This is a genomic window from Heyndrickxia vini (assembly GCF_016772275.1).
GTDB lineage: Bacteria > Bacillota > Bacilli > Bacillales > Bacillaceae_C > Heyndrickxia > Heyndrickxia vini.
Genome location: NZ_CP065425.1, coordinates 2,323,523 through 2,336,907, shown reverse-complemented (window position 1 = coordinate 2,336,907; position 13,385 = coordinate 2,323,523). Strand labels below are relative to the sequence as shown.

The window sequence follows — 13,385 nt, the reverse complement described above, 5'->3', positions numbered from 1 at the left end:
ATTTTTCACAAGGTGCCTTTTTAAGTATTGTTATATATTATTTTTAAATAATTTTAGAGTGATTTATAGTAGGTCAGGTGCTTGTTTTTTCTTTTGTTTTGATAGTCTTTCATAAACTTCTAAACAAATATAGCCGGTAGCAGGGATTAGGATTAAAAGGATAAAACCGATTGGTCCGCTAACAAATTTAGAAAAATATCCTGCTTTTGGAATTTTTAATTGAAGAGTCCCAATGAGTTGATCGGATGTAACAATTTTTGAATCAGCTACATTATTATTGTCGCCTTTAGTAACAAAACCGATGGTGCCTTTATCCTTCTTAATAGAAATAACACGGTGTGTAATAAATTTTGTCGATGTTTCTTTAAAGGTTATTACATCGTTTACTTTCACTTCTGAAGGATTGACCTTCTTAATAAAAACTAAATCTCCCGCTTTAATAAAAGGATGCATACTATTTGTTAAAACGGTTAAAGGGCTTATTCCAAAGAGTGAAGGTACTTTTTCTGGATGCTTTTTCGATTGAAAAGAGAAAAAGAGTAGAAAAACAATCACAAAAAAGATAATGGAAAGAAACAGGATAGAAATAAATTTTGATATTTTTTTAACCATAGGCTGCCCAACTTTCGTTTATTTTCAGAATGTTCACCAAAAATAGTTTCCTCGCCATTGTAAACTGTTTTCCTCCATTTAAAAACCGTGATATTTTCCCAAAATCAATGAAATATCGATAAAAATGACAAAAATTCTTTCCAATTCTCTTATTTCCTTAACTTCATTAAATTCAAGTAATGACCAATTTGGGGTAATTTCGACTGTGAATTTCTCCATTTTCTAATTTATATAGGAGAATAGACATCAGGAACAAAGGTTTATTTCTCTACTTTTATACATGATAGAACCCTATTTATGAGTTTTTACCCACCCGACAGTGGTCGAAAAGAACTGACTTTTCTTTCAGTAATTACCCCAATTTACGCCATATCTTACCTCGTATACAATGATGTTAAGTGAATATTTGTCCAATTCTGTTTATATTGAATCTTCTAATTAGTAAAAGCTGATTTCCTTATTTGAAGATACTTTCGGAAAAATGACAACATGTTTTTCACTTAAATATGATGAATAAGGAGGAAGGGTATGAAAAAGAGAAAATTAGGGAACATATTGTTGGGTTCAGCCTTAACTGCAAGTTTAATTGCCACCTCGGGCGTTCCGACAAATGTTCTAGCAAAAGATCAAGGACACACTAAGATTACAGAAGCTGAAGGAATTTTGAAAAATTTAACGGAACAACAAAGAAGAGCACTAAAGCAGCTAGAAGTTGGTCCAGGATTTGTTATCTCTCCGGATATCAATGTGAACACTCCTGAATTAGTCAACGTCATTGTTGAATTCAAACAAGCCCCTGCAAAGGTAGAAATTATGAAACAGGCAGAAAAGGGCAAGCGAGTGGCACTATCTTCCGCCAAAATAAAAGTAGAAGCATCACATCAACAATTTAAAAAAGAATTTAATAAATTAACAGGCTTAAAAATTGCTTACAGTCAAAATGTAAATGAGTCCAAGATTACTAGAGAATATAAAAATGCATTTAATGGAGTTGCCGTAACCGTTCCTGGCAATATGCTTGAGGAACTAGTGAAATCAGATATTGTCAAGCGTATATGGAATAATAAAGAAATTAAGCTAGATCTTCCTAAAGAACCGAAAGAATTGAAATCTACTGCCCAATCGGGATCAGCAGATAGTAATCAACAAATTGGTGCGGATAAGCTTCATGATGAGAAGGTTACTGGAAAAGGAATCAAAGTTGGCGTGATCGATACAGGTGTTGACTATAACCACCCGGATTTAAAAGATGCTTATAAAGGTGGATATGATTTTGTCGATAATGATTCGGATCCAATGGAGACAACTTATGCAGATTGGAAAGAGACACAGTATCCGGAAGTCGATCCTAGTTCGGGATCCACCTATTACACTTCGCATGGAACCCATGTATCCGGGACTATTGCAGGACAAAAGAAAAATCATGTTGATTATGCTGTTGAAGGGGTTGCACCTGAATCAGACCTATATGTATACCGAGTCCTTGGACCGTATGGAAGTGGGTATACAGATGCCGTTCTTGCAGGAATTGATAAGGCAGTCGAGGATGACATGGATGTTATCAACTTATCATTAGGTGCAAATGTAAATGATGCACTTTACCCAACAGCCGTAGCTATTAATAATGCGATGCTTTCAGGAGTTGTTTCCGTTGTTGCGGCAGGTAATGCAGGACCAACTGAAGGTACAGTGGGATCCCCTGGTACATCCGCTTTAGCTATTACTGTAGGAGCAAGTGATGTGTCCCAAACGATTGCAACATATTCAGCAAGCGCTGGTGAAGAAAAGTACCCAGAAATGAAACTATTAGGGAAGAACTTTACAGACAAATTAGAAGACTTGAAAGATAAGTCTTTAGATATTGTCTATGTTGGACTAGGAAAAAGCAGCGACTTTTCAGGGAAAGATGTAAAAGGTAAGTTAGCTTTAATCCAACGTGGCGAAATCGCTTTCGATGAAAAAATTAAAAATGCGGAAAAAGCAGGAGCGAAAGCAGTCATTGTTTACAATAATGTTGAAGGTGAAATTTCAGCTTACTTAGGAGAAAGCACTGGGTATGTTCCAACCTTCCAGCTTACAAAAGTAGACGGTGAACGTTTAAAGGCACAAGGGGACATCGCTATAACTTTTGGATCACTTGGAAGTGTACATACTGAAGGTGATTATTTAGCAGATTTCAGTTCACGTGGCCCTGTTGCGAAAAACTATGATATTAAGCCAGATGTTGTTGCACCCGGAGTAGCTATCTTTTCAACTTATCCTGAATATATGAATGATCCTGATGATGGAGACAATTATGATATTGCGTACACACGTATGCAAGGAACATCTATGGCATCTCCACATGTTGCGGGAGCAGCCGCTTTACTGTTGCAAGAGCATCCGGACTACACGCCATTTGATGTAAAAGCTGCCTTGATGAACACAGCAGATGAGATGAAAGAAAAATATTCAGTAAATGAAGTAGGGGCAGGTCGTATTGATATTTATGAAGCAGCACATGCAGGTGTTTCTTTAAAAGTTCTTGATAAGACAGAGAATGTAGAAGGAAATGAAACCGTAGAAATTGATGAAGAAACAGGTTCTATCGCCTTTGGAAGTCACTATCAAAAAGATGAAGAATTAGATTTAGAAAAAAAGGTAGTGATTGAAAATCATGAAAAAGAAGATAAAGAATTTAAAGTCGAAGTAGAGTTTTTACCAGCAAAAGATAATATAAAAGATGCGAAGAAAAATGGCGTAGAGGTTAAAATCTCTGATTCTATTTCTGTATCTTCAGGAGAAAAGAAAGAAGTTAAACCAGCAATACATGTCCCATTGGATGCGGCAAACGGAAGATATGAAGGCTACATTCATTTTGTAAACAAACAAAATAATGAGGAAAGCTATCAAATTCCATTTGCCATCCGTTATACAGATCAAGGTGTGGATTATTTTGAACTGGATAGACCGGCAGTGGCAACTGATACAACGAAATTTCATCCATTCTTAAATCCATTTGTCAATGGAATCTTTAAATTGAAAAGCCCAATGAAAACAATTGATATACTCGTAAAAGACGGGAAAACAGGTGAGCCTGTAGGCTTCATCGGTTCTATTTTTGAAGCAGATAAAATTGAACCGGATGCGGAAAAATATTTATTATGGGCATTTACAGGAAGTGTTTATCCGTTCACAAACGATCCATCTAAACCAATTGCGGATAAGCCGATTCGGTTAGCCGATGGTGATTATATTTTTGAAGCGATTTCAACCGATGAAAAAGGTAAATCATATATAAACGATTCAGTGATTATTGTAGATAATAAAGCACCAGAAGTAACATACAAAGATTATAAGCCAAAATTCTATGAAGTCGATGACACAATGTATACAGATGAAGATGGCTATCATGCATTATGGGTACATGGAAATGTCTATGATTCTACCATTGATGTATTAAAATCAAAAGGACTAAAGTATGATCAGTCAGCAAATTCACTCTATTATTATCAAAATTCACCTTTTCCATCAGGTACGTTGCCAGTACAGCCAAATGGTGATATCAAATTTGGTGTCTTGCCTGAGGAGTTAGAAGAACCTGTTAATTTAAAGCTTGTGCCTGTTGATTTAGCAACGGCCGCTAACTTCTTCGGAGGAGCAATTAATTATACCTTTGTTAAAGAGGGGACGGAATACGTATTGCCTAGCTATGATAAAGATAAAGTGAAGCTTGGCGATACGATCACGATGACTTTAGATGTAAATAATGTGAAAAAGCTTGTATCGGGGTCATTTGGTGTTGAATATTCGAATCTATTGTACGAATTTAAAGATGTAAAGGTAAATAAAGCATTTGAAAAATATGCAAAAGATAACCATTTAAAAATAAATCTTAAAAAGCCATCCGTTGATAAAGATCTCTGGACGAATAAGGTTAATGTCGGAGCTGACATTGATAAAAAAGATTTCCAAGGATTTGAAGGGGATATACCATTCCTTGATGTCAGCTTTAAAGTCGTGAGTGATGAAGAGTATAGTGGATTCTCACAAATTAACGTTTACGAATTTTCATACACAAAAGCAGGGTCTTCTGAGGAAACAACGATTCCTGGATTTGCAAATGATCAATTTTCAATCATTCCAAAGCATTCAGTTGTGAGAGGATATGTGGATGCTGAAGGCTTCTTAAATGAAGATGGTACAAATGCCAATATTGATTTTTCAAAAATAGGCGCAAAAGTTTATGCACAGGCAGGAAATGGAAAGAAATATCAAGGAACTATTGATGATAGAGGATATGCTGAGATTCATGGTATACCAGTTTCCGAGAAGGATTATGATATTTATGTTGAAGTTCCAGGCCATTTAACGAGTAAGCAATCAGTGAAACTTAGTAAAACAGTAGATGGGGAATTGGTCGGAATATCCAATAACACCCGTATGGAGAGTAATATTGCCGGGGATGTGAATGGCGATGAAGTCGTCGATATTTACGATATCGTACAATTGTCTACATTCTATGGTAAAAAACAAGCGAAAGTAGACATCAATCAAGATGGCATTGTCGATGAAAAAGATGTTCGTTTCATCGAAAAGAACTTCTTAAAAGTTGGAGCGACAGCGAAGAAAAATGCAAAGCCTCAAGAAAAACTTGGCAGAAAAGGATTAGAAGACTTCTTACGTGCATTAGGTCTTGAACCGAAAAAATAATGTGAAAATGTAGTAAACATCATAGAATACCACCCCAAGTTGATAAATTATTTATTGATTAGAAAAGGGAGGATTTTATTTATGAAAAAGATGAAGAAAGCGTTATTGGGAACTACATTCGTAGGAGCACTAGTCGTTTCGGCAGGATTTGGTACTTATTCTTGGTTTACATCTGAGACAAATGCATCTGGGCAAATTGCCAACGGTTCATTGCAATTAAATAATGGTCAAAATATTACTGAAAAAATCATTGATGGAGTTGATTTTGCCCCATCTCAATTAAAATATGGTGAATGGATGACGATTGATAATACGGGATCCCAAGATTCTCATATCAAAGCGACCTTAAACCAATCATTGGATAAAGATATTAATATTAAAAAATATAAAGTTGGTTATATCGCACTGAAATACAAGGAAAAGCCGAGCGGAGACGTCTTAAAAGCTTCAAAAATTAAGCTGGAAAAGTTATTTGATGGAACAACCAATGTAGTAGATACAATGCAAGCATCTAATGGCGAAATCGAGGTCGCACCAGGAGTTACAGCTGTTACAGGTGTTGTTGGAGAAACAGGTGTTGCCGGATTCAAAGCAGTATCTGCAAAAGATTGGGTTCTAGGAGATGGCACGAATAAACCATTTTGGAGTTTAAAATCTGATCAATATATCGACATCATGTTTGCTGTAAAACTAGATGAAAGTGCAAACAATGACTATCAAGGTGTTAGTTATTCGGCAGACTTGAAAGTACAAGCAAAACAAACAGACGATGGTTCTAAGTACGACGGAGAATAATAGACAAGAAAGGCAGTCAATATATTTGGCTGCCTTTGTAGTAAGGAAGGGATTGTATGAAAAAAAAGCACCTTTTTAAGCTCATTCAATTCACTATTTTAATATATTGTTTATTTTTTATCATAGGAAAATCTAATACCTATGCTTGGTTTACTTCAGAAATTAAAGCAAGCGGAAAAATAACGAATGCCACTACTGAAGATCTACTATCAATATCAAAGCATGAAGTGTCATACTTGAAAAACTGTGAAATTTCGCAAATGATTTCGATAAAAAACATTTCGAATATGGAGATCCCCGTACAGTTGGAAACCGAACAAAAAATATTGAGCCCGGGTGAATCTTATCAAACAATGATAAATCAGACCGTTTCTTGTGAGAAAAAGGAAGTAAGCTATCACCTCACAGGACTCAAAAATTATATTGATGAAATGATCCGTGAACCACTCGATCAAAAGAAGCTTTTAGCAACTGTGGAGAAAAAAGAAGAGCAAAATAAACCAATTGAAAAAAGCATGGATAAACCAAATGAGGAGGCGAAAGATCACGCTGGGGATCCGGCTGATGATAAATCAGAGGAAAAGAACGATACACAACCCGACAGTGGAAAAAATGTTCAGACTGATGACGAACATAATGAAGAGGTAAAAAAGCATTCTAGTGATTCGAATACGAATGAACTTGATAAAGATGAGGAACCGAAAGATTCTAAGGAACAATGATTACTAGTAATATAGATTGTTTGTTAACGAGGAGGACCATATATGAAACGGAGAAGCCGACGGTCGATACCATTTAAAATAATAAGCTCGGGTATATTAGCAGCACTATTAGTTAGCGGCAGTAATTATAGTTTCGCAAATACAGAGGAAAGGAGTAACCAAAGTAAGGTTAACGTTGAATCAATTGTTCAAAAAGGGCAGGAAATTCTAAGAGAACAAAAGCAAAAAGCGAATCTTGATGCCAAAAATAAACTAGGAATCACAAAATCTGATATTAATAAAGCTACGAATAAACCATTTGCACCTAAAGATAAAGTGAGATTAATCGTTGAACTAACTGATGAGCCATTGGTGGACACACAAACGAGTGTACTTGAGGAAAAGAAAAAATTAAAAACGCATGATCAAGTCATTAATCAAATAACGAAAAAACGAATAAAGACAAAACTAAGACATCAATTTGTTCGCGGATTTAATGGATTTAGTATGGAGACAGAGTTTCGAAATATGGAGACCATTAAGAAAATTGATGGTGTTGCAAATGTAACCATTGCAAAAACGTACTCGGAAGCAATGAAATCTTCAAAAAGTATGGTGCAAGTCCAACAAGTTTGGGAAGAACTCGGGCTTAAAGGTGAAGGAATGCTTGTCGGTGTCGTCGATTCCGGAGTTGATTATCGCCATAAAGATATGGTGATGTCAGAAGAAGGAAAGGAAAAAGAAAAGCTAACAAAAGAGAAGATACAAAGTAAGCTTGACGAAACCAAAGTAGCTGACCGCTGGTATACCGATAAAGTACCAACCGGCTATGATTGGGCGGACAAAGACGACGATGTACTTCCATACGAAAGTTCACATGGCATGCATGTGTCCGGAACGATCGGGGCTAACGGTGATGAAGAAAATGATGGAGTCAAAGGAATTGCTCCAAATGTCCAAATTCTTGCAGAAAAAGTATTCTCAGATAATGGTGGGGGCGCATACGAGGATGACATTGTTGCCGGAATCAACCATGCTGTTGAAATGGGTGCGGATGTTATCAATTTAAGCTTAGGTTCTGATGGCGGATTCGTTGGTGAAGAGGATGATACGGTACAAAAAGCGATACGACTTGCAACGAATAATGGTGTATTAGTAGTTGCTGCAGGTGGAAATGCCTATTACAGTACAAAAAATGACAAGCTTTCATCTTCCACAAAACCATATGCGGATAATCCGGATATAGGTATTTTAGGATCACCAGGTGTCAGTCCGTATGCTTTACAAGTAGCTTCATACGAAAATAACATTGTCCATAAACCTAGTATAAAGCTATCTACGGGAGATGAAATTGGTTTTTATGAACCAAGTTATTTAAAATTGAAAAAAACAGTGAAAGAAGGCGAAGAATACCCTCTAGTATTTGCAGGTAAAGGGAGCGCAAATGATTACAAAAATATTGATGTAAAAGATAAAATTGCCGTTGTACAACCAGATCTTGATTTAGGAATCAATTCGCATCTCCAATTTAATGCTCAAGATAAAGGTGCTAAAGCGGTTATTATTGCACCAACTCCAGCATGGGGTGATTACAAAGAATCAGATTTCAGTCCATATTCAATTCCAGCTGTTGTTACAAGTGTGAAAGATGGAAATAAACTGATCAAGGAGCTTCAAAACGGTCAGGCGGTTTCCGCACAACTTAGTGGGGGAGTATGGGTTGAAAATCCAAACCATGATGAAATATCTGATTTTTCTTCTATAGGTGCACCACATACACTTGATTTTAAACCGGAAATCACAGCACCTGGTGGTGGTATCTATTCAACCGTTTTTGATAATCAATATGATGTTTATAGTGGGACATCAATGTCCACACCGCACGTTGTTGGGGGAGCAACACTTGTCCTTCAATCCTTTTATGAAAAAGGATTACCGAAAAATATGAATACGATTTTAAAGACAAAAACCGCTTTAATGAATACATCGAAGATTGAATATGATCAAAGCTCGAATAATATGCTTCCTTATTCTCCGCGTAAACAAGGGGCAGGCATGATGCAAATTAAAAATGCTTTGCAAACACCGGTACTAATAGAAAATAAAGCGGCTAGTGCAGAAAGAAAAGGATCAGTTGCTTTGAAGGAAATAAATAATCAAATGGCCCAATTTGATTTAAGTGTTGTACCCCTTTCAGAGAAAAAATCTGAAGATGTGGAGTATAATGTTTATTTGGATGTCTTAACAGATGATACGGAATATAAGGAATATGATCTAAATGGTGATGGCAAACCCGACCGATCTCACGATTATTTAACACTTTCAAGTAAACGTGTAAAAAATGCGGTTGGACTATTAAACGGGAAAGAGATTTCTTATGACAAACCAGTAAGGATAAAAGTTAAAGATGGAAAGAAGCAAAATGTACATGTCGATCTAATTTTACCAAAAGATTTACGGAAAAATAGTTTCGTTGAAGGATTTGTCCGTTTTGTACCTGTAAATAAAGACCTGCCTGAATTATCCATGCCATATATGGGCTTTTATGGTCAGTGGGATTCACTAAAGAATATTGATGCTCCAGCATGGGATAAAGATGTATTTTTAGGCTATACCGTATTATGGGATGAGATGAGTGAAATGCCATTAGGTTATGATGCGCAAACAGGGGAATTTAATATGAACCATATTGCTTACTCACCTAATTCCGTTTTATCTGGTGTGTATCCTTCCTTTACAGTATTTAGAAATTTGAAAGAAGTAAATCTTTCGGTTGAGAACAATAATGGAAAGAAAATCCGTCAATTAGGAAACTTCAGTGAATTTACATCTGATGGGTCCCCGTGGAAATTTTCGAAGAACATTATGGCGTACAACGACTTCTCTATATCGGGGGAAATGTATCCTTGGGATGCAACAAATGACCAAGGGGAAATTGTTCCCGACGGAGAATATCAATTAACGATTACAAGTACACTAGATTACAAAAATGCCAAACCGCAAAAGGTGAAAATGCCAGTTAAAATTGATTCAGTGGCCCCAACGATTGATAATATAAAAGTAGAGCCGATTGATGGAAAATACAAAATTTCTTGGAATGCGAAAGACAATGCAGGTGGGAGTGGATATGATGGTGCGATCCTTTGGATTAATGGACAATATCAATCGATTCCCGAAGGTGCAACTTCGTACCTATCAAAGATAGAGCCAAAAGGCATGGTCATTATTGGAATTGATTGGGCTTTAAACGCTGGATTCAATGTATGGGGTGACCCGGGCTATATCAATAAAGACATGTTAATTAATTATCTTGGCATATATGGTTCAAATGTAAACGAAGATGCGCCACTGCAAATCAACGGATTTGCTATTAAAAAGGTGGATTGGAAATTTAAAATTGCTGGACCGGACGGAAAAATTGTCGATACTTTCGATGTCAAACATCAAGCGGAAATCCATATGAATTGGAAGCCTGAGAAGGATTTACCGGACGGAACTTATTCCATTTATACGGAAGCTATTGATTCTGATGGCTTTAAAGTGGAAGCAGAACCTACTAAATTTACGGTTAAACAGAAGAAATAATATAATGAAGATAAATGAACGCCCTTTCCCGTTTGGAGGGCGTTCATTTGTGTTTAGAAAATTAAACGGCTGTATTGGAATAGTTCCCTCCAAAACGAACAAGCTAACAATGAAAAAAGTATGAAATGAGGGGAATAGAAATGAAACTTGCTGCACATGAATTACATGATCTAAATGAATTAACGATGAGTTGTGTTAATTCGATAACAAATATGGCATATATGTTAGAACATGTACAATGCCAGGAGTTTAAAAGTATACTGGAAACCCATTTTCCATTACATGTTAGAGACTATAATATGAAAGTAGAGTTTTTAAACGAATTGGATGGTGCCAAAAAAGAATTGCCATTATTAAAAGAGGATGGGAAGCTTCAGGATTTTACTAGTTCAAATATGAATCAATATCCGCCTATCCAGCCTCGAACATTGATTGAAAATATGAATGATCGAGAAATGGCTACAGCATATTTATTAACTCTCAAACGTGCTGGGCGTGAGTATGCATGGTCAGCCATGGAAATGGCCAATCCAAAAATACGATCATTTTGTCAAACTGCCTTTATGATGAGTTGTTCACACGCCTATGACATGTGGCAGTATATGGTGAAGAAAGGTTATTATGCATTAGAACCGGCAGAAACAACAATGATTGGAAAAATCGGTGCAATGTATAAAGTAATCCCTGAAGATCAATCACAAATTCAACAATATATGAATCAATATCAAAATCCGGAAACTGGAAATAGTGATCAGTTATATCAATGAAAGAGAACGGTGATTGATAATCAACTAATAAGGAAAGATCAACTCTATCCCAGTATAAAAACTTGCTTTTATCGTTTACTTCTGTTATTCTTAAAAAGAATTATTTTTGTTCGGTATGTATGGTAGAAAAAGTGAATTAAAGCTTATCGACTTGATATCCAATGAGCAAGGATAGTAATACATTGTGTGCTTGACACACTAGGAGGAACTACACATGGTACAAGGTACAGTAAAATGGTTTAATAGTGAAAAAGGTTTTGGATTTATCGAACGTGAAGGTGGAGACGATGTATTCGTTCACTTCTCAGCGATTCAAGGCGAAGGCTTTAAAACATTAGAAGAAGGTCAGAAGGTTACTTTTGATATCGAGCAAGGTCAACGCGGAGACCAAGCTGCTAACGTTCAAAAAGCTTAATAAAAACAATTGAAAGGTGAAGCTTTGCAATTGTAGAGCTTCACCTTTATATTCTTTCGGCTTTTTTCGAAAATAATGTTTTTACCTTATTTTCCGTAAACAATCGTTCATTAAAAACCACTTAATTTTCCATTCATAATTACCTCAATTGTATTTACAAGAAAATCATCTATCTATTTCAGAATTTTTCCATCAAGAATGTAGAATTTTGACTTTAAATAACCTGATTCACACTGGCACGGTCAAGGAGCCGTTAGGACAAAAGAGAGGTAGGGCTTTTGTTGTTTTAGGTAATAGTTATCGATATTCAGATAGTGCATACTATTTTAGGTTATATATAATTAAGTTATGAAAGGAAATGATCCTATTGGCAGCTACTCATACATTTTCCAAAGGGGAAGAAATAGCTAATTCTATTACACATGGGATCGGTGCACTTCTAAGTGTCGCTGGACTTGTTTTGCTAATCATTTTTTCAAGTCTTACTGGGAATGCATGGCATATAATTAGTTTTACAGTTTATGGCATTACGATGCTATTCTTATATATGTCATCTACACTTGTACATGCACTCCGTGAAGGAAAGGCGAAAGATGTTTTTGAGATATTTGATCACTCAGCTATTTATTTCTTTATTGCTGGTACGTATACACCTTATTTATTCCTTATTGTTAAGGGGTGGCAAGGGTGGACGATTTTTGGTATCGTTTGGGGACTAGCGATTTTAGGTACAATCTTTAAATGCTTTTTTGTGAAAAAGTATCTCTTTACATCGACTATTTTATATATAGTCATGGGCTGGGGGATCATAACAATTTGGAAACCCATTTTGATGAATTTAAGTCAAACTGGAATCATTTTGTTAGTTGCCGGAGGATTAATATACACGATTGGTTCCATATTTTATATGTGGAGAGGATTTAAATACCATCATGCGATCTGGCACATCTTTGTTATGGCTGGATCAGCCTGTCACTTTTTCGGTATATTACTTTATTTATAACGAAATAATTCAAGCAAAAAGGGGATGTTGCATAAGTTATTAGACTTATGCAGCATCCCCTTTTAATATAGATTTGGATGAAGGTTTATTTTTTTGAAATTGTTTTCCATTCATATAAATCTTCAATTTGACAGTTTAATTCTTTTGAAATTGTCATCGCTGTATTTAAATTCATAACTTTTTTTGATAAATAATCCTCAAGCTGACTTTTTGGAATTTTCGTATTTTCCTCTAATATGTCTAAATCCATATTGTTTTGTACTAATAATGTGTTAAGGTTACTCTTTTTTGCTTTATAATTTGTCAAAACGAACACCTCACTTTTATAAAGCATACCATAGTCTCCTGGAAATAGAAAGGCATCTATTCCAGTCTGTAGGAATGAGCGGAATATGATATAATATTTATAAAGAGGTGTAAAAATGAAGGGAAATTATAAATTTACGAAAAATGAGTTGGTAAAGATATTGGCCACTAACGAACAAGTAACAGTAGTAAAAGCAAAATACATTACTAATATGAAGCGTAACTCGTATATTGTGAAAGAACATCCGGCTACTTTTTATTTTGAGGAAGAATTAGAAAAACTTTAACAGATCAATCGTATTGATCGAGGGGGACTTTTCCCTCTCATGCAAAAAAAGAGTACCACATGAAATGATACCCTAAATAAATCTCACTTATCCACTTGCCTTCCACTATTTGACACAGGCGATTTGTCCGAATTAGGCTTCCAATTTTTCAATCGATCTTTAAGATAATTTTTTAGAAAGTCACGTTTCCGTTTTCGCCTTTTATCACGATTTTTCATGGAA

11 protein-coding genes are annotated in these 13,385 nt (G+C 35.7%); 8 read left to right on the top strand and 3 right to left on the bottom strand.

Going from position 1 to position 13,385, the window contains the following annotated elements:
* Window positions 1-63: 63 nt before the first annotated feature.
* Window positions 64-612, bottom strand: coding sequence for a signal peptidase I (locus I5776_RS11690; protein ID WP_202776589.1), 549 nt, complete (start codon window positions 610-612; stop codon window positions 64-66).
* Window positions 613-690: 78 nt separating this feature from the next.
* Window positions 691-831: a hypothetical protein gene (locus I5776_RS11685; protein ID WP_202776588.1), complete on the bottom strand. Its 141-nt coding sequence runs from the start codon at window positions 829-831 to the stop codon at window positions 691-693.
* A 309-nt stretch (window positions 832-1,140) separates the two neighbouring features.
* Here I5776_RS11685 and I5776_RS11680 point away from each other — a divergent pair, with 309 nt between their 5' ends.
* The 7 genes from I5776_RS11680 to trhA all read left to right on the top strand — a co-directional run bounded on the left by I5776_RS11680 (window position 1,141) and on the right by trhA (window position 12,570).
* The gene (locus I5776_RS11680) at window positions 1,141-5,304 is read left to right on the top strand and encodes a S8 family serine peptidase (protein ID WP_202776587.1); all 4,164 of its coding nucleotides are present in this window, start codon (window positions 1,141-1,143) and stop codon (window positions 5,302-5,304) included.
* Between the two features lie 81 nt (window positions 5,305-5,385).
* Window positions 5,386-6,099, top strand: coding sequence for a hypothetical protein (locus I5776_RS11675; RefSeq protein WP_202776586.1), 714 nt, complete (start codon window positions 5,386-5,388; stop codon window positions 6,097-6,099).
* A 56-nt stretch (window positions 6,100-6,155) separates the two neighbouring features.
* The gene (locus I5776_RS11670; protein WP_202776585.1) at window positions 6,156-6,821 is read left to right on the top strand and encodes a hypothetical protein; all 666 of its coding nucleotides are present in this window, start codon (window positions 6,156-6,158) and stop codon (window positions 6,819-6,821) included.
* A gap of 42 nt (window positions 6,822-6,863) precedes the next feature.
* Window positions 6,864-10,385: a S8 family serine peptidase gene (locus tag I5776_RS11665; RefSeq protein WP_202776584.1), complete on the top strand. Its 3,522-nt coding sequence runs from the start codon at window positions 6,864-6,866 to the stop codon at window positions 10,383-10,385.
* Window positions 10,386-10,525: 140 nt separating this feature from the next.
* Window positions 10,526-11,152, top strand: a complete 627-nt coding sequence (locus tag I5776_RS11660) for a spore coat protein (RefSeq protein WP_202776583.1) — start codon at window positions 10,526-10,528, stop codon at window positions 11,150-11,152.
* A gap of 214 nt (window positions 11,153-11,366) precedes the next feature.
* Window positions 11,367-11,567, top strand: coding sequence for a cold-shock protein (locus I5776_RS11655; protein WP_066231598.1), 201 nt, complete (start codon window positions 11,367-11,369; stop codon window positions 11,565-11,567).
* A 367-nt stretch (window positions 11,568-11,934) separates the two neighbouring features.
* Entirely contained in the window at window positions 11,935-12,570 is a 636-nt protein-coding gene (trhA, locus tag I5776_RS11650; RefSeq protein WP_202776582.1) for a PAQR family membrane homeostasis protein TrhA, read from the top strand.
* 85 nt (window positions 12,571-12,655) lie between these two features.
* Here the strand turns inward: trhA and I5776_RS11645 are convergent, their stop codons facing one another.
* Window positions 12,656-12,904 carry a helix-turn-helix domain-containing protein gene (locus I5776_RS11645; RefSeq protein ID WP_202776581.1) on the bottom strand — a complete coding sequence of 83 codons (249 nt, stop codon included), beginning with the start codon at window positions 12,902-12,904 and terminating at the stop codon, window positions 12,656-12,658.
* 88 nt (window positions 12,905-12,992) lie between these two features.
* On the opposite strand from I5776_RS11645, the gene I5776_RS11640 reads away from it, so the two are divergent.
* Window positions 12,993-13,163, top strand: coding sequence for a hypothetical protein (locus I5776_RS11640; protein ID WP_202776580.1), 171 nt, complete (start codon window positions 12,993-12,995; stop codon window positions 13,161-13,163).
* Window positions 13,164-13,385: the final 222 nt, after the last annotated feature.